16 protein-coding genes are annotated in these 17,522 nt (G+C 74.0%); 12 read left to right on the top strand and 4 right to left on the bottom strand.

Going from position 1 to position 17,522, the window contains the following annotated elements:
* The first annotated feature begins 33 nt into the window (after positions 1-33).
* Positions 34-897: an alpha/beta fold hydrolase gene (locus ACFYXK_RS30265; RefSeq protein WP_389414018.1), complete on the top strand. Its 864-nt coding sequence runs from the start codon at positions 34-36 to the stop codon at positions 895-897.
* A gap of 121 nt (positions 898-1,018) precedes the next feature.
* The gene (locus ACFYXK_RS30260) at positions 1,019-1,234 is read left to right on the top strand and encodes a hypothetical protein (RefSeq protein ID WP_389414017.1); all 216 of its coding nucleotides are present in this window, start codon (positions 1,019-1,021) and stop codon (positions 1,232-1,234) included.
* Between the two features lie 67 nt (positions 1,235-1,301).
* Here ACFYXK_RS30260 and ACFYXK_RS30255 read toward each other — a convergent pair whose 3' ends face one another.
* Positions 1,302-2,963, bottom strand: coding sequence for an acyl-CoA synthetase (locus ACFYXK_RS30255; RefSeq protein ID WP_389414016.1), 1,662 nt, complete (start codon positions 2,961-2,963; stop codon positions 1,302-1,304).
* Positions 2,964-3,153: 190 nt separating this feature from the next.
* Between ACFYXK_RS30255 and ACFYXK_RS30250 the strand changes: the two genes are divergently transcribed.
* From ACFYXK_RS30250 to ACFYXK_RS30225, 6 genes are all read left to right on the top strand, one after another.
* Positions 3,154-3,954, top strand: a complete 801-nt coding sequence (locus tag ACFYXK_RS30250) for a crotonase/enoyl-CoA hydratase family protein (RefSeq protein WP_389414015.1) — start codon at positions 3,154-3,156, stop codon at positions 3,952-3,954.
* 71 nt (positions 3,955-4,025) lie between these two features.
* Positions 4,026-4,988 carry a Zn-ribbon domain-containing OB-fold protein gene (locus tag ACFYXK_RS30245; RefSeq protein WP_389414014.1) on the top strand — a complete coding sequence of 321 codons (963 nt, stop codon included), beginning with the start codon at positions 4,026-4,028 and terminating at the stop codon, positions 4,986-4,988.
* Positions 4,988-6,055: a thiolase domain-containing protein gene (locus tag ACFYXK_RS30240; RefSeq protein ID WP_389414013.1), complete on the top strand. Its 1,068-nt coding sequence runs from the start codon at positions 4,988-4,990 to the stop codon at positions 6,053-6,055. Before ACFYXK_RS30245 ends, ACFYXK_RS30240 begins: the two co-directional genes overlap by 1 nt.
* Positions 6,052-7,218, top strand: a complete 1,167-nt coding sequence (locus ACFYXK_RS30235) for a thiolase domain-containing protein (RefSeq protein ID WP_389414012.1) — start codon at positions 6,052-6,054, stop codon at positions 7,216-7,218. The genes ACFYXK_RS30240 and ACFYXK_RS30235 overlap by 4 nt, the downstream gene beginning before the upstream one ends.
* Before the next feature lie 130 nt (positions 7,219-7,348).
* Entirely contained in the window at positions 7,349-7,588 is a 240-nt protein-coding gene (locus tag ACFYXK_RS30230; RefSeq protein WP_053787172.1) for a DUF397 domain-containing protein, read from the top strand.
* A gap of 131 nt (positions 7,589-7,719) precedes the next feature.
* Positions 7,720-8,205, top strand: coding sequence for a hypothetical protein (locus ACFYXK_RS30225; RefSeq protein WP_389414011.1), 486 nt, complete (start codon positions 7,720-7,722; stop codon positions 8,203-8,205).
* Here ACFYXK_RS30225 and ACFYXK_RS30220 read toward each other — a convergent pair.
* Entirely contained in the window at positions 8,175-9,386 is a 1,212-nt protein-coding gene (locus tag ACFYXK_RS30220) for a low temperature requirement protein A (protein WP_389414010.1), read from the bottom strand. The genes ACFYXK_RS30225 and ACFYXK_RS30220 overlap by 31 nt on opposite strands.
* Before the next feature lie 26 nt (positions 9,387-9,412).
* On the opposite strand from ACFYXK_RS30220, the gene ACFYXK_RS30215 reads away from it, so the two are divergent.
* The 4 genes from ACFYXK_RS30215 (at position 9,413) to ACFYXK_RS30200 (ending at position 14,294) form a co-directional block, all read left to right on the top strand.
* The gene (locus ACFYXK_RS30215; RefSeq protein ID WP_389414009.1) at positions 9,413-9,832 is read left to right on the top strand and encodes an ACT domain-containing protein; all 420 of its coding nucleotides are present in this window, start codon (positions 9,413-9,415) and stop codon (positions 9,830-9,832) included.
* A 145-nt stretch (positions 9,833-9,977) separates the two neighbouring features.
* A complete protein-coding gene (locus tag ACFYXK_RS30210) occupies positions 9,978-12,794 on the top strand; it encodes an ATP-binding protein (RefSeq protein ID WP_389414008.1) in 2,817 nt (938 codons plus the stop codon).
* A gap of 34 nt (positions 12,795-12,828) precedes the next feature.
* A complete protein-coding gene (locus tag ACFYXK_RS30205; protein ID WP_389414007.1) occupies positions 12,829-13,656 on the top strand; it encodes a maleylpyruvate isomerase N-terminal domain-containing protein in 828 nt (275 codons plus the stop codon).
* Positions 13,657-13,793: 137 nt separating this feature from the next.
* Positions 13,794-14,294, top strand: coding sequence for a hypothetical protein (locus ACFYXK_RS30200; protein ID WP_053787178.1), 501 nt, complete (start codon positions 13,794-13,796; stop codon positions 14,292-14,294).
* A gap of 13 nt (positions 14,295-14,307) precedes the next feature.
* On the opposite strand, the gene kstD is transcribed toward ACFYXK_RS30200, so the two are convergent.
* Together kstD and ACFYXK_RS30190 are read right to left on the bottom strand one after the other, a co-directional pair.
* Positions 14,308-16,149: a 3-oxosteroid 1-dehydrogenase gene (gene kstD, locus ACFYXK_RS30195; RefSeq protein ID WP_389414006.1), complete on the bottom strand. Its 1,842-nt coding sequence runs from the start codon at positions 16,147-16,149 to the stop codon at positions 14,308-14,310.
* Positions 16,150-16,361: 212 nt separating this feature from the next.
* Positions 16,362-17,486: an aminoglycoside phosphotransferase family protein gene (locus ACFYXK_RS30190; protein ID WP_389414005.1), complete on the bottom strand. Its 1,125-nt coding sequence runs from the start codon at positions 17,484-17,486 to the stop codon at positions 16,362-16,364.
* Positions 17,487-17,522 lie beyond the last annotated feature (36 nt).

The following is a 17,522-nucleotide window of genomic DNA, read 5'->3' as shown; positions in this document are numbered from 1 at the left end:
CTCGAACGAGTGATCGCATGATGGGATGGGCCCATGTCGATCTTCAACACCCACGACGGAACCGAACTCGCCTACCACGTCCGGGGCGAGGGAGAGCCGCTCGTCTGCCTCCCGGGCGGCGCCATGCGGGCCTCCGCCTACCTCGGCGACCTCGGCGGGCTGACCGCCGGACGCCGGCTGATCCTCCTCGACCTGCGGGGCACGGGCGGCTCGGCGATACCGGCCGACGAGTCCACGTACCGGGTCGACCACCAGGTCGCCGACGTCGAGGCGCTGCGGATCCACCTCGGCCTGGAGCGCATGGACGTGCTGGCCCACTCGGCCGGCGGCAACCTCGCCCTGCTGTACGCGGCCGCCCACCCCGAGCGGGTGCGCCGCCTGGCCCTGGTCACCCCGACCTGCTGGGCCGTGGGCCTCGACTCGACCCCTGAGCAGCGCCTGGAGGTGGTCCGCAAGCGGGCGGGCGGCGAGCCGTACGACACGGCCATCGCCGGGTACGAGCGGATCCTCGGCATCCTGGCGGCCGGCGGCACCCCCACCCCGGCGGACTGGCGCCGGGCGATGCCGCTCGCCTACGGGCGCTGGGACGAGGAGGCGCGCGCCCACGTCGAGGCGAGCGACCGCGAGAAGAACGCGGCGGCGGGCGCCGCCTACGCGGGTCCCGGCGCCTTCGACCCGCCCGCCACCCGGGCCGGGCTCCGCCGTGTCGCCGGTGAGGTGCTGGTGCTGGCCGGGGAACTGGACAGCAATCCCACCCCCGCCCTTGCCGCCGAACTCGCGGGGCTCTTCCCGCACGGCGCCGTCGACGTCCAGGCGGACGGCGCGCACTTCCCGTGGCTGGACGACCCGCAGTGGTTCGCGGCCAGGGTGGAGCGCTTCCTGGCCGAAGGCGCCTGAGCGCCGGGCCGGCGCGGGCGGGCCGGCGCGGGCGGGCCGGGCGGAGGGCGGCCGCCCGGCCCCAGGCGTACGGTCGAAGGAGATGCCCCCGCCGAAGGAGGCGTGAAGGGAGGCGGTGGCGATGTCCGTCATCGACCCCGCGGTATCGGTACGGCTCGGCGCCGCCGGCGCCCGCCGCCTGGTCGGGCTGCTGGCCGAGGTGGCCCTCCTGCTGGAACACCCCGGCCCGCTGCGGCTCTCCGACGAGCAGGCCGAGGTGCTGGGCCAGGGCGCGGACCGCGACGAACTGGCGTCCTGGACCCGCAGCCTGGCGGCCGAACTGCGCACCCAGCTGTAGACGGGACCTGCGCGCGCGACCTGCGGGGCCCCGGCGGCCCCGTCCGCCGCCGCGGCGCCCGGCGGGATCAGTGCGCCGCGTCCGCGCCGGCGTCAGCGCCGGCGCCGGCGTCCGCCTGCGTCGCCACCGACTTCGCCCAGCGGTAGTCCGCCTTGCCGCTCGGCGAGCGCTGGATGGCCGGCGCGACGACCAACTGGCGCGGGATCTTGTACCCCGCGAGCCGGGTCCGGCAGTGGTTCTGGATCTCCTGCAGGCTCGGCTCCGGGGCGCCCGTCCGGACCTGGACCACCGCCGCCACGTGGTTGCCCCACTTCGCGTCCGGCACCCCGGCGACCAGGGCGTCGTACACGTCCGGATGGGACTTCAGCGCCTGCTCGACCTCCTCGGGGTAGACCTTCTCGCCGCCCGTGTTGATGCACTGCGAGCCGCGCCCGAGGACGGTGACGATGCCCTCCTCGTCCACCGTCGCCATGTCCCCGAGCAGCACCCACCGCTCGGAGCCCCTCCGGAAGAAGGTCTCGGCGGTCTTCGCCGCGTCGTTGTAGTAGCCGAGCGGGACGTGGCCGCGTTGGGCGAGCCGCCCCGGTACGCCCACCGGCACCGGCTCGTGCGTCACCGGGTCCACCACCTGCGTACGGTCGTTGACGACGAGGCGGAAACCCTTCTCGGGGCCCGAGTCGTCGGCCGCACGGCCGTTGGACCCGGATTCCGAGGACCCGAAGTTGTTCAGCAGCAGCACGTTCGGGACGAGCTGCTGGAACTCGGCCCGTACCGTCTCCGACATGATCGCCCCGGACGAGGAGACGCTGAACAGCGAGGACAGGTCGATCCCCTTGAGCGGGCCCTTCAGGGCGTCGATGAGCGGCCGGAGCATCGCGTCGCCCACCAGCGAGACGCTCGAGACCTTCTCCTTCTCGATCGTGCGCAGCACCTCCTCCGGCGCGTACTTGCGGTGGATGACCACCCGCTGGCCGTAGTTGAAGGCGATGAACGAGGTCAGCGTCGAGGTGCCGTGCATCAGCGGGGGAGCGGGGAAGAAGGTGAGCCCGGCGCCCTTCGACGCGACCCGTTCGGCGAGCTCCTCGGGCCGCTTCACCGGTTCGCCCGAGGGTTCGCCGCCGAAGAGCCCCGCGAAGAACAGGTCCTCCGCGCGCCACATGACGCCCTTGGGCATGCCGGTGGTGCCGCCCGTGTAGATGATGAACAGGTCGTCGGGGGAACGGGGCGCGAAGCCGCGCGCGGGCGAGCCGGCCGCCTCGGCGTCCGCGTACGCGACGGGCGCGACGGAGGGCTCCGGAGCGCCCTCCGGGACCGGCCCGACGCGGATCAGGTGGCGCAGCTTCGTCGTCTGCGGGAGGGCCGCGGCCACCCGCTCCGTGAACTCGCCCTCGAAGACCAGCGCGGCGAGGTCGGCGTCGTTGTAGAGGTAGACCAGCTCCTCCTCCACGTACCGGTAGTTGACGTTCACCGGGACGAGGCGGGCCTTGAGGCAGGCCAGGACGGTCTGGAGGTACTCGATGCCGTTGTACAGGTGCAGGCCCAGGTGCTCGCCGGCCGTCAAACCGCTGTCCAGCAGGTGGTGCGCGATGCGGTTCGCCGCGGCGTCCAGCTCCGCGTACGTGAGGCGGCGCTCGGCGCCGGTCCCGGGGTGGTCCACGTACACGAGGGCCTCGCGGTCCGGAACCACGTCGACGACCGACTCGAACAGGTCGGCAAGGTTGTACTCCACCGTTCCTCCTCACCCCCGAGGTTGCCCGTTGCCGGGCCCATGGCCGTGCTGCCCGCGGCGGTCATTAGAGCGCCGCTCGGCCCAAGTGGGAAGGGCGCGGTCCAACAAATCTGACTGTGTGTCAGAAAACTATTGAACTGCACCGGGCCCTCCTGCAACCTGTTCTAGGTCTTGAGACGGGAGGACGGCAATGGGTGGGACCGAACACCTGACCGTGGAACGCCACGGCGCCACGCTGGTGCTCACCATGAACAGGCCCGAGGCGAAGAACGCGCTCTCGCTGCCACTGCTGGTGGGGCTGTACGACGGCTGGCTGGAGGCCGACGCCGACGACACGATCCGCTCGGTGGTCCTCACCGGCGCGGGCGGGGACTTCTGCGCGGGGATGGACCTCAAGGCGCTGGCCGGGAAGGGGATGGCGGGTGACCGGTACCGCGACCGTCTGAAGGCCGACCCCGACCTGCACTGGAAGGCGATGCTCCGCCATCACCGGCCGCGCAAGCCGGTGATCGCGGCGGTGGAGGGCTACTGCGTGGCGGGCGGGACCGAGATCCTGCAGGGCACGGACATCCGGGTCGCCGGCGCGGGCGCCACCTTCGGGCTCTTCGAGGTCAAGCGGGGCCTGTTCCCGATCGGCGGCTCGACGGTACGACTGCCGAGGCAGATCGCGCGGACGCACGCGCTGGAGATGCTGCTGACCGGGCGCCCCTACTCCGCCGAGGAGGCCGCCCGGATCGGCCTGGTCGGGTCGGTCGTCCCCGAGGGGACCGCGCTGGCCAAGGCCCTGGAGATCGCGGAGGCGATCAACGCGTGCGGGCCGCTGGCGGTGGAGGCCGTCAAGGCGTCCGTCTACGCGACCGCCGAGATGACGGAGACGGAGGGGCTGGCCGCGGAACTCGTCCGCGGGTGGCCGGTCTTCGACACGGCCGACGCCAAGGAGGGCGCCCGGGCGTTCGCGGAGAAGCGGCCCGCGGTGTACCGGCGGGAGTAGCCGGGTCCCCCGCCGGGCCCGCGCATGGATCTGCACGTGTCGTGACCGTTCCGAGTATCGGAGAGCCTCTTATGACAGCAGCCGCGTCCCCACCCGAGGTGCTCCGTGCGCCCCTCGTCGTCGAGTTCCCCTTCACCCGGTCCCTCGGGCCCGTCCAGAGCGCCTTCCTCACCGGGCTGCGCGAGCGCGTCGTCCTCGGCGTCAGGACCACCGGCGGCACCGTGATGGTCCCGCCCGCCGAGTACGACCCCGTCACCGCCGAGGAGATCCGCGAGCTCGTCGAGGTCGGCGCCACCGGCACCGTCACCACCTGGGCCTGGAACGGCGCTCCGCGTCCCCACCAGCCCCTGGCCACCCCCTTCGCCTGGGTCCTGGTCCGCCTCGACGGCGCGGACACCGCGATCCTGCACGCCCTCGACGCCCCCGGGCCCGAGGCCGTCCACACCGGCATGCGGGTCCGCATCCGCTGGGCCGAGGAGCGCACCGGCGCCATCACCGACATCGCCTGTTTCGAGCCCCATGACGGCGGCGCCCGCGCGGGGGCCACCCCGCACGACGGGCAGTTCGACGACGCCGTCACCGGCATCGTCGCCGCCGCCCGCCTCGACTACACCTACAGCCCCGGCCGCGCCCAGACCGCGTACATCAACGCCCTCGCCGAGCAGCGGACCGTCGGCGAGCGCTGCCCCTCCTGCCACAAGGTGTACGTGCCGCCGCGCGGCGCCTGCCCCACCTGCGGGGTCGCCACCACCGACCAGGTCGAGGTCGGACCGGCCGGCACCGTCACCACGTTCTGCATCGTCAACATCAAGGCCAAGAACCTGGACATCGAAGTCCCCTACGTCTACGCCCACATCGCCCTCGACGGAGCCGACCTCGCCCTCCACGGGCGGATCGGCGGCATCCCGTACGACCAGGTCCGCATGGGGCTGCGCGTCGAACCCGTCTGGACCGAAGGCGGCCGCCACCCCGACCACTACCGCCCCACCGGCGAGCCGGACGCCGACTACGACGCGTACAAGGAGCTCATCTGATGCCCGCGACGAGCAGGTACGCACGCGACGTCGCCGTCGTCGCCTTCGCGCAGAGCGACCACCGGCGCAGCACCGACGAACTGAGCGAAGTGGAGATGGTCATGCCGGTCCTGCACCAGGTGCTGGCCCAGACGGGCCTGAAGGCCGGCGAGATCGGCTTCACCTGCTCCGGATCCAGCGACTACCTCGCCGGCCGCGCCTTCTCCTTCACCATGACCCTCGACGGGGTCGGCGCCTGGCCGCCGATCTCCGAGTCGCACGTCGAGATGGACGGCGCCTGGGCCCTCTACGAGGCCTGGGTCAAGATCCAGACCGGCGAGGCCGACACCGCGCTGGTCTACTCGTACGGGAAGGCCTCCCCGGGGTCCGTACGGGACGTCCTGACCCGGCAGCTCGACCCGTACTACCTCGCGCCGCTCTGGCCCGACTCGGTGGCCCTGGCCGCCCTCCAGGCCCAGGCCCTGATCGATGCGGGCGAGACCGACGAGGACGCCCTCGCCGCCGTCGGCGCCCGCAGCAGGGCTTCGGCGGCCGGCAACCCGCACGCCCAGCTCGGCGGCACCGTCCCACAGGGCGACTACCAGGTCCGGCCGCTGCGCACGGGAGACTGCCCGCCCATCGGCGACGGCGCCGCCGCCGTCGTCCTCGCCGCGGGCGACACCGCGCGGCGGCTGTGCGGGCGTCCCGCCTGGATCACCGGCATCGACCACCGCATCGAGGCGCACGGCCTGGGCCTGCGCGACCTCACCGACTCCCCGTCCACCCGGATCGCCGCCGAGCACGCCGGGGTCTTCGAACGCCCGGTGGACACGGCGGAACTGCACGCGCCGTTCTCCTCCCAGGAGGTGATCCTCCGCAAGGTGCTGGGTCTCGGCGAGGACGTCGTCGTCAACCCGTCCGGCGGGCCGCTCGCCGCCAACCCGGTCATGGCCGCCGGCCTCATCAGGATCGGCGAGGCCGCCGCCCGGATCCACCGCGGCGCCTCCGACCGGGCCGTCGCGCACGCCACCTCCGGCCCCTGCCTCCAGCAGAACCTGGTCGCCGTCCTGGAAGGGGACCGAGCATGAGCAAGGAGCCCGTTGCCGTCGTCGGCATCGGTCAGACCAAGCACGTCGCCGCCCGCCACGACGTCTCCATCGCGGGGCTCGTCCGCGAGGCCGCGGCGCGCGCCCTCGCCGACGCCGAGCTGACCTGGGCGGACATCGACGCGGTGGTCATCGGCAAGGCCCCCGACTTCTTCGAGGGCGTGATGATGCCGGAGCTGTACCTGGCGGACGCCCTCGGCGCGGTCGGCAAACCCATGCTCCGCGTCCACACCGCGGGCTCGGTCGGCGGGTCCACCGCGCTGGTCGCCTCCAACCTCGTCGCCGCCCGGGTCCACCGCACCGTCCTGACCCTCGCGTTCGAGAAGCAGTCCGAGTCCAACGCCATGTGGGGCCTGTCGCTGCCCGTCCCCTTCCAGCAGCCGCTGCTGGCCGGGGCGGGCGGCTTCTTCGCCCCGCACGTGCGCGCGTACATGCGGCGCACGGGCGCGCCCGACTCGGTCGGCTCGCTCGTGGCGTACAAGGACCGCCGCAACGCGCTGAAGAACCCGTACGCGCACCTGCACGAGCACGACATCACCCTGGAGAAGGTCCAGGCCTCGCCGATGCTGTGGGACCCGATCCGGTACTCCGAGACCTGCCCCTCCTCGGACGGGGCGTGCGCGATGGTCCTCACCGACCGGGCGGGCGCGGCCCGTTCGCCGCGGCCGCCGGCCTGGGTGCACGGCGGGGCGATGCGCAGCGAGCCGACGCTGTTCGCGGGCAAGGACTTCGTCTCCCCGCAGGCGGGCAAGGACTGCGCGGCCGACGTCTACCGGCAGGCCGGGATCACCGATCCGCGCCGCGAGATCGACGCCGTGGAGATGTACGTGCCGTTCTCCTGGTACGAGCCGATGTGGCTGGAGAACCTCGGCTTCGCCGAGGAGGGCGAGGGCTGGAAGCTCACCGAGGCCGGGGTCACCGAACTCGACGGCGACCTCCCGGTCAACCCCTCGGGCGGGGTGCTGTCCACCAACCCGATCGGCGCCTCCGGCATGATCCGCTTCGCGGAAGCGGCCCTCCAGGTCCGCGGCCGGGCCGGTGAACACCAGGTTCCGGGCGCCCGCCGGGCCCTGGGCCACGCGTACGGCGGCGGCGCGCAGTTCTTCGCGATGTGGCTGGTGGGGGCAACGGCCCCGACCTCCTGAACGCAACCGCCCTTCCCGGCGGGCGTGCGGCTGGTGCCGGACCGGCCACGGGTGACTCACCGTGGCCTGTGCGGCACCCGCTGCGATGGTTACTCTGGCCCCCGGACGACGTACCGGGAGGAGCACGCACGTGGCCGAAAGCATGATTTCGCAGCCCCTGGCCGGCTGGGGCAAGCCGGATCTCGATCTCAGCGAGGCGGACTGGCAGTCGAGCAGCCGGGGAGCGGGCGACGTCCAGATCGCCTTCGTCGAGGGGTTCATCGCGATGCGCAACAGCGACCGCCCCGAGAGCCCCTCGCTGATCTTCGCGCCGGACGAGTGGCGCAAGTTCGTCATGAACGCGCGGGGCGGGGAGTTCGACCTGACGTAGGCCGGCCCGATGCGGCGCACCACCGGACGCGGAGCCGCCGCGCCGGTGGCGCCGCCGCACAATCCGCCTGACGCGGCCGCCCGGATGTGCGAGGGTGGCCGGTATGACGATCACCATCCGCCGAAAGGGCGATGCCGCGTAGACGGCCCGGCGCGCTGCGCGCCGAACGAGGAACGTACGAGGACCGGCGGCCGCCCGCCTGGGCATGGCAACTGCCTTCCGTGGACCGGCTCCCGCCCGCCGCCGCCGCGGCGGTCCACTGGGCCCGGCCCGGCCGGGGCGACGAGGTCACCGACCTGCTGACGCGGTACCGGGCCTTCCTGAGCCGCCCCGGCGGCCCCCTGCTCCTGGCCCCTTCCCCGTGTCCTGCCTGCCCCGGATGCGCGCGCGACGACGTCGCCGTCGTCCGGGACGAACTCGCCGATCTCCACCACACCCTGCCGCCCGTCGCGCGCACCGCTCTGGGCCGCGTCCTGCGCGGCCTGGACACGGAGTTCCGCCGGCGCACCCTGCCCGAACCGGACCCGCCCGCCGACCGCTGGACCGACTGGAGCGGCCGCCCCCTCGCCTGGTGGCACCGCCGGATCTACGCGAACGGGGGCCGGGCGACCTGGTGAGGGGGCGGCGGCGTCCGCGGGAGGCGTTCCACCAGCACCCGCGGCCACGCCGCCGCCAGCACCAGCAGCCACACCAGTTGTACGGCCGCGGCCTCCCGGGCCGCCGCCCCCGCCGCCAGTACGACGGCCAGCGGCGGCCCCACCAGCAGCAGGACCTCCCGCTTCCCACGGCCCGAGCCCGCCGACGCCACCCCCGCGATCGCCAGGTACACCGCCAGGCTCCCGCACAGCAGCCACCGCACCGACTCCGGAACCGGATGGTCCGTGTACTCCACCGCGTTGCCGAGCGCCGCCGCCAGCGCCGCCACCGAGCCGGCGACGAAGCAGTGCAGCGGGAGGACCAGCCGTACCGGCAGGACGTCCCACGCCAGCAGCGGCACCCCGTCCGCCCCGTGCCGCAGCGACAGCGACCACAGCAGGAGCAGCAGCAGGAACGCGCCGACCCCGACCCCGTACAGGGCGGCGTCCCACTCCACCCGGGAGGCGGCGGCCACCACCTGCGCCACCGCCTCGCCCAGCACGATCAGCTGGAACAGGCCCAGCCGCTCCCCGAGATGCGGCGCGTCCATCAGGGCCGCCACCGGCTTGGGCGCGGCCCGCCGCCGGCGCGCCGCCTCCTGCGCGTACTGCGCGTCCACCCGCGCGGCCAGCCTCGTGCCGGACACCGAGAACATCACCGCCAGGTCGATGGCCAGCCCCAGCGCCCACAGCGCGTACCGGGCCGTACCGTCGAACCACATCGACACGACCCACGGCGTCAGCCCCAGCCCCAGCTGGGTGATCGGCAGGTCCGGCACGTACTCCCCGCGCCGCTCCCACGCCTTGCCGGCCAGCGACCGCACCAGGATGTAGGCCAGCGCGAACGCCCCCGCCCGGTCCTCCCGTACGCCGTGCACCGAGGCCGCCATCACCGCCATGCCGAACATCCCCGCCAGCACCGTCCACGTGCGGACCTCCTCGCCGCTGACGTTCCCGTACACCGTGAACAGCATCCAGCCCGTCCAGAAGGCCAGGAACATCACCGCGTACAGCGCCACGTCGTCCCCGCCGGGGCTGCCGTGCAGCAGGTGCGCCAGCTGGGCGACGCCCGCCACCGCCGTCAGGTCGAAGAACAGCTCCAGCCAGGACGCGTGCCGTTCGCCCTCCGCGGGCGCCGACCCTGCCGGCGCGGAATCGGTCATAGCGGGATGATAGGTAGGGTGGCCGCATGAGCGGCGAGAGCGACCTGAGGAAACTGCTGAGCGGCATGCGCCCCGAGCTGCACGAGGGGCGGTACGTCTTCTGCACCGTCCCCGGAGCCACCGCACCGCCCCGCGGAACCACGCCCGTCGCCACCGTCCTGGAAGCCGAGGGGCTCACCCTGGTCCTGCGCCAGGAGGACGCCGACTCCGCCGGCCTCACCTACGACTACACCGCCGGGTGGATCACCCTGCGCATCCACTCCGCCCTCGACGCCGTCGGCCTCACCGGCGCCTTCGCCGCCGAGCTCGCCGCGCACGGACTCAGCTGCAACGTCATCGCCGGGTACCACCACGACCACCTCTTCGTACCCGCCGAGCGGGCGGCCGAGGCCGTCGCGGTACTGGAGCAACTGGCAACCCGTTCGGCGCAAGAGGGACACCCGTAAAGGCCTGCAACGGCCCGATACCAAAGATTCCGATCTTTCCAGGCAGAGGGCCTTCCCCCACGCGTGCGCGGGCGTACGCTGATGCCCCGAACAGGCCTGGGGGGTACCAGCCATGACGGAGCGCCGGACCCGCAAACGGCGAAGGATGTTCGAACGCGAGGCGGAACTCGCCACCGTGGACGAAGCCCTGGAGCAGCTCACCGGCTCCGGCGGCGACGGCCGTACGGATGCCGTCGCGGGCGGCGCGCTGCTCGCCTTCTCCGGCCCCGCCGGCCTCGGCAAGACCACCCTGCTCGCCGAGGTGCGCCGCCGCGCCCTCGCCCTCAACTGCACGCTCCTGGCCGCCCGCGGCGGCGAACAGGAACAGAGCCAGCCCTTCCACGTCGCCCGCCAGCTCATCCAGCCCCAGCTGGCCGACCGCTCCGAGGCGGAACTGCACGCCGCCCTCGGCAGCTGGTACCCCATCGTCGGCCCCGCGCTCGGCCTGTGCGCCCCCGAACAAGGCGCCCCGCCCGACCCCCAGGGCCTGCGCGACGGCCTCGACTGGGTCCTGACCCACCTCACCGTGCAGCGCGCCCCCGTCGCCCTCGTCCTCGACGACGCCCACTGGGCCGACCCCGAATCCCTCTCCTGGCTCGCCGCCTTCGCCCCGCGCGCCGAGCACCTCCCGCTGCTCCTCGTCGTCGCGTACCGCCCCGAGGAACTGCCCGCGCACGCCGAGGCCTTCCGTACGCTGCCCGGCCGCGCGGGACACCGCCCGCTGGCCCTCGCGCCGCTCACCGAGGCCGCCGTCTCCACCCTGGTCCGCGACGCCGTCGGCGACCACGCCGACGAGGCCTTCTGCCGGGAGGCCTGGGCCGTCACCACCGGCAACCCCTTCGAAGCCGTCGAGCTCACCGCGAAGGTCCGCGACAAGGGCCTCGACCCCACCTCGGCCAGCGCCCCGCTGCTGCGCGACCTCGCCGCCGCCCAGCGCGGCAGCGGCCTCGTCGCCCGCCTCGAACGCCTCGGCCCCACCACCGTCCGCTTCGCCTGGGCCTGCGCCGTCCTGGGGACCGCCATCCCGCAGGAACTCGCCGCCCGGGTCGCCGGCCTCGGCTCCGAGGAGGCCGCCGACGCCACCGGGCGGCTGCGGGAGGCCCGCATCCTGTCCGGGCCCGGCGAAGAGCCCGACGCAGGGCTGGAGTTCGTCCACCCGCTCATCGCCACCGCCCTCTACCGGGCCATCCCCGACGCACTGCGGGTCGCCCTCCACGGACAGGCCGCCGTGGCCGTCGTCGACGCCGGGCTCGGCGCCTCCAACGCCGCCCGCCACCTGCTGGAGACCCACCCCGAGAACGACCCCTGGGTGGTGCGGACCCTGCGCGAGGCCGCCGCCGAGAACCTGCGGGCCGGCGCCCCCGAGGCGGCCCGCCGCCAGCTCGCCCGCGCCCTGCGCGAGCCGCCGGACTTCGGCGAACGCGCGGCCGTCCTGTACGAGCTCGGCTGCGCCTCGCTGCTCACCGAACCCGCGAACACCGTGAACCACCTGCGCGCCGCGCTCGCCGAACCCTTCGACGACCCCGCGCTGCGCCAGGGCATCGTCATCCGGCTCGCCCAGGTCCTCGCCCACAGCGACCGCCTCGCCGAGGCCTCGGACTCGCTCGCGCGGGAGATCCCGTACACCCCGGACGCCCGGACCCGACTGCGCCTGCAGTCCGAGCAGTTCATGTGGGACGCCTTCGACGCCGTCGAGCCCGACTCCCCGGCGCGCTCGCGCCGGCTGGCCCGCCTCGCCGACCGGCTGACCGGCCGCGACCTCACCGAGCGGTACATCATCGGGCTGCGCGCCTGGGACGCCTGCCTGCGCGGCGAACCGGTGGACGTGGTCCTCCACCACGCCGTACGGGCCCTGGGCGCGGAGTTCAGCTGGGCCTACGAGGACCGCGGCTTCGAGGTACCGGTCCTCGCCGCCATGGTCCACATGTACGCCGACCGGCCCGGCCGGGCGGAGGAGCTGTTCGAGGCCGGCACGGCCGAGTTCGAGCGGCAGGGCTGGCGCGGGGCCCACCTGTCCTTCGCGTACAGCCTGCGCGCGTACATCCGCTACCGGCGCGGGCGCCTCGCGGAGGCCGAGGAGCTGGCCCGGGCCGGGCTGCGGCTCGCCGAACGCGTGGGGCGGGGCACTCCCGTGCACTGGTACAGCATCGCGATCCTGGCCACGACGCTGCTCGCGCGGGGCCGGGTGGACGAGGCCTGGGAACTGGCGCAGGAGCACGGGTTCGGGGAGTCCTTCCCGGCGGCGGTGGTCTTCCCGGACGCGCAGACCGTGTACGCCGAACTGCTGCTGGCCCGCGGCCAGACGAAGGCGGCGGCGGCCGAACTGGAGGCCGTGGACCGCAGGCTGAGCCGGCGCGGGATCCAGAACCCGTCCTGGTGCCCCTGGCAGCTGCACCTGGCCCGCGCGGTGGCGGCGCAGGACCCCGAGCGGGCCCGCGACCTGGCCGAGGACGCGGTCCGCCGGGCCCGGGCCTTCGGCGCCCCCTCGGGCATCGGCCAGGCGCTGCGGGTCGCCGCGGAGGTCGTACCCCCGGCAGAGCGTCCGGCGCTGCTGACCGAAGCGGTGTCCCTGCTGTCCGAGTCGCCCGCGGGGTACGAGCTGGCGCTCGCCCTCGCCGCACTGGGAACCGAGCTGCGCGACACGGCCCTGCTGACCCGGGCGGCGGTGACCGCCCGCGAGTGCGGCGCCGACGGCCTGGAGCGCGGCGCGGTGGACGCCGTGCTCGCGCTCGGCGGAGCGCTGCCGTGCGCCGCGGCGCCCGAGGCCGCCCTCACGGAGGAAGAGGCCGGACTGGCGCGCCGGGCCGCCGAAGGCGACCCGGCGGTGTCCGGCCCGATCCTGTCGGCGGTCTGCCGCAAACTCGGCACGGACCGCACCGGTCTCCGCGAGGCGCTGGAGGTGTTCGCCCGCAGCTCGAGGTGATACGGCCGCTGCCGGCGGGGGCAGGGTCAACCCCATGGACCACTCGACGAGGCTCTCCCACTTCCGCAACGAGACGTCGGCCTTCGAGAAGGCCGTCCGGCGGGCGATCGACGGTGCCGCCCCGGTTCCGCTGGTGCCGTCCTGCCCCGGGTGGTCGGTCGCCGACCTGGTCGGGCACCTGGGCGCGGTGCACCGGTTCGTGGCCCGCATCCTGCGCGAGCGCCTCGCGCAGGCCCCCGACCACACCGATCCCACGCTCTTCGAGCTCCCGCGGGACCCGGCGGTGCGGGCGGCCTGGCCGAAGCCGGAGGGCGAACCGAACCGGGGGCCGGTGCCGGAGGCGCTGACGGAGTGGTTCGCCCAGGGCGCGCGGCAGCTGGAAGCCCTCTTCGCAGAGCTCGGGCCGGACGTGCTGGTGTGGACGTGGTCGGCGGACTCCGGGGACCGCACGAGCGGTTTCTGGCTGCGCATGCAGACCATCGAGCTGGCCGTGCACCGGTGGGACGCCCAGTCCGCGACCGGGGCGCCGGAGCCGGTCGCCGCGGCGATCGCCGCGGACGCGGTCCCGCAGACCTTCGAGGCGATGGCCCCGTTCCGGCGGGCCGTGGCCGGGGCCCCGGCCGGGGCGGGGGAGCGGTACCGCTTCCGGCGGACGGACGGGCCCGAGTCCTGGACGGTCACGTTCTCGGGGGAGCGGGTCCTGGTCGGCCACGCGGTCACGGACCCGGTGGACGTCGAGGCCGCGGGCACGGCGTCGGACCTGATGCTGTTCCTCTGGCGGCGGATCCCGTCCACCGATCTGGCCGTCACCGGGGACGCGGACCTGCTGCGGCACTACTTCACCCTGGTCCCGCCGGTCTGACCGCGGCGCGGGCCCCTCCCCGCCCCGCGCAGCCGCCCCCACCCCCCGCCGCGGCAGGCCGGGCCCGCAGGCACGCCCTCCGGGGGACGGGCGGGGCCCGGGACCGGAAAACGCGGGCGGGCACGTACCATGGCGGCATGTCCTTCCTCCGCCGCAACCGCGCCGCCACACCCGCCGGCCCGGACTTCGACGTCCTGGCCATGGACCCGGGGGACTGGCCGGGCAATCTCGGGGCCGGGCTGCTGCCCGCGCCCGACGGCAGCTGCCAGGGCGTCTTTCTCCGCTACGACCTGTTCGGCGGACGCGGCCCCGCAATGATCATCGGCAACCTCCCCGAGGGCTCTCCGGCCCGGGAGCTCACCGAGGGCCAGGTCCCCTTCGAGGTGGCCCAGCTCCTCGACGCCCTCGAGAACGACGAGGACGTCGAGGTCACCGGCACCGAGGACTGCCCCGTCATGCAGGGCGACAACCTCCTCATCGTCCGGAAGATCAAGCTCTCCGAGGGCCGGATCAGCTGCGTGCAGTTCGACCGCAGCGACAACGTGCTGGTCACCATCGCCAGCTGGGACCGGCCCATCACCGACGACCTGTACGCCCTCCTGAAGCCGCTGCCCGCCGAGCTCTTCCAGCAGGGCTAGCAGCCGCCGTCACCTACGCGTCCGCGATGTCGTTCGCCGCCACATAGCCGAACGTCATCGCGGGGCCGATCGTCGACCCCGCCCCCGCGTAGCTGTGCCCCATCACCGCCGCGCTCGCGTTGCCCGCCGCCCACAGGCCCCGGATCACCGACCCGTCCGGCCGCAGGGCGCGCGCCCGCGCGTCCGTGACGATGCCGCCCTTCGTGCCCAGGTCACCCGGCACGATCTTGAAGGCGTAGAACGGCGGCGCCCAGACCGGGGCCAGGCACGAGTTCGGCTGCACCCCCGGGTCCGTGTAGTAGTGGTCGTACGCCGTGTCGCCCCGGTGGAAGTCGGGGTCGGTCCCGTTCCACGCCTGCGCGTTGAACCGGTTGAGGGTCGCCCGGAGCGCTCCCGCCGGGACCCCGATCTGGCCGGCCAGCGCGTCCCAGGTCCACGCCTTCTTCGCCGCGCCGGCCTGGTACCACGAGTCCGGGAACACGATCGTCGGCAGGATGTCCTTGAACAGGTACTTGTTGCGGTAGTTCTGATCCACGATCAGCCACGCCGGGATGTGCGAGCCGACCGCGCCCCGGTCCTTCTCGTACATCACGTGCACCACATCGCTGTACGGCGCCGCCTCGTTGACGAACCGCGCGCCCGCCCCGTTCACGATCAGCCCGCCCGGCAGGGTGCGTTCGGCGAGGCAGAAGTACGGCTCGCCCGGCAGCGGGATCGACGGACCCCACCACGCGTCCTCCATCAGCGCCAGCGCCGCCCCCGCCCGCTGCCCGGCCCGGATCCCGTCGCCCGTGTTCTCCTTGGCGCCCACCGACCACTGGGTGCCGATCGGCTGCTGCTGGTACTGCGCCCGCATCTCCGCGTTGTGCTCGAAGCCGCCCGATCCGACGACCACGCCCCTGCGGGCCCGTACGACACCCCGTACGCCCTCCTTCTCCACCACCACACCGGTGACCGCGCCCGCCTCCTGCACCAGGTCGACCAGCGGGCTGTTCAGCCAGACCGGCACGCCCGCCTGCATCAGTCCGGCCCGCAGCCCGGCCGCCAGCGCCTGGCCCATCGTGAGCGGCTTCTGCCCGCACAGCGCGGCCTTGGTGCCGCGCGCCAGGCACTCCGTGGACACCGCCAGCCCCTTGGCGTTCACGGCCGCCAGGTTCAGCCACTTGTAGTCCTGGCTGAACACCACCATCCCGGCCGGGACCGGCATGTACGCCGGATTCAGCCGGGCCAGTTCGGCGCCCAGGACGTTGCCGTCGAGCTGGTCGGGCTCGATGGACCGGCCGTTCGCCAGTCCGCCCGGGAGGTTCGGGTAGTAGTCGCTGTACCCGTCCATGTACCGGAAGCGCAGCGGGCTGTTGGCCATCACGAAGTCCAGCATCCGCGGACCGTGGGCGAGGAAGGCGGCCTGCCGGTCGGCCGGCGAGCCGTCGCCGACGACCGCCGCCAGGTACGCCGCTGCCTTCTGCGGGGTGTCCGGCACCCCCGCGGCCAGGATCACCGAGTTGTTCGGCAGCCAGATCCCGGCCCCGGAACGCGCCGCCGAACCGCCGAAGGTCGGCGCCTTCTCGACCACCAGCACGCTCAGACCCCGCTTGGCGGCGGTGAGCGCGGCCGTCATCCCGGAGGCCCCGGACCCCACCACGACGACGTCGTACTCGCCGAGCGGGACCCCGTCCGCGGCGCGTGCGACGGCCGACGGCAGCACGGCGGCCGCGACCACCCCCGCCCCGGCCCCGGCGAGGACCGTCCGGCGGGAGGGGAGGGCAGGGCGCGCGGGATCGGCCGGTACGGGACCGGGGCTCGCGGGATCAGGGCGTACGGGATCAGGGCGTACGGGACCGGCGCTTGCGGACATGGGCGGGCTCCAGCGGAGTGGGGAGGGCGGGGACGGCGGCTCCAGCATGTCTGATGCTGAGTCAGAAAAGGTGTTCGGGGGATCATGTGATGTCAAGGCACGTGCAGGGGTGGCGAGTCGGGGCGAGACGTCCCCGAACGCACGAAATCCCGTGGTACGCACATCGAGTGCGTACACCACGGGATTTTCGTACGGGGTGCGGGCCGCCGGGATCAGCGGGTCCCGACCGCCGCGCGTACCGCCCTGCGGGCCATGCCGCAGTCGTCGTGCAGGCGGCGCAGCAGCAGCCGCTGCTCCTCGCCGGAGGACAGGGCGCCCACCGGCAGGGACTGGGTCGGGGCGTTCGCCAGCATGGAGCGCTGGACCGCCGTCTCACACATCCGGATCTCCCGGGTCAGCACCAGCATCAGGTTGACCAGGAAGGCGTCCCGCGAGGCCGGACCGGCCGACTGGGCGAGCCGGCTGATCTGGCTGCGCGCGGCCGGGGCGTCGCCCAGGACCGTCCACAGCGTGGCCAGGTCGTAGCCGGGCAGGTACCAGCCCGCGTGCTCCCAGTCGAGCAGCACCGGCCCCGCCGGGGACAGCAGCAGGTTCGACAGGAGCGCGTCACCGTGGTTGAACTGCCGCTGCACGCCGGCCAGTTTCAGCCCGCACAGCAGCTTCTGCAGATCACCCAGGTCCCGGTCGGTGAGCAGTCCCAGCTCGTGGTACCGCGCCACCCGCTGCGCGTAGTTCAGCGGGTCCCCGAACAGATCGGCCGGCGGGCGCCACTGGTTCACCCGGCACACCGCGCCCAGGGCGGCCCGTACGTCGGCCCGCGGCGGGGCCTCCACGGGGTGCCGCTGCAATGCTGCGACCCGGCCCGCCATCCGTTCGACCACCAGCGTGCAGTTCTCGGGGTCCGCGGCGATCAGCCGCGGCACCCGGACCGGCGGGCGGTGCCGGACGAACGCCCGGTACGTCGCTATTTCGTGCCGGTACCGCTCGCGCCATTCCGGCGAGTGGTCCAGTAAAACCTTGGCGACGGCGGTCATCCGGCCTGTCGTCCCGACCAGCAGGACCGACCGGCCGCTGCGCCGCAGCACCTGCACCGGCGCGAACTCGGGACAGATGCGCTGCACCGAGGCGAGCGCGGTGCGCAGTTGCGCACCCTGCGGTCCCGACAGGTCGATTCTTCCGCTGAGCGGCTGCGGTCCGGCCCCGGGCATCCGCCGCGCCCGTACGGCGCCCTGCGCCGGTGCCGCCTGGCGGCCGGGGTCGAGGTAGGGGCCGCCACCCGCCTGGAGCGTGCGGTGCGGCCGGACCGGGGCGGACACGGAGGACGTTGCTGCGTACATGGCGTTACGGATCCCTTCGTGCGCCGACGAGTTGCG

The sequence above is a fragment of the Streptomyces sp. NPDC002209 genome (assembly GCF_042890265.1).
In the GTDB taxonomy this organism is placed as follows: Bacteria; Actinomycetota; Actinomycetes; order Streptomycetales; family Streptomycetaceae; genus Streptomyces.
Note: the sequence above shows the minus strand (reverse complement) of the source record. Positions and strands in the feature narration are given on the sequence as shown.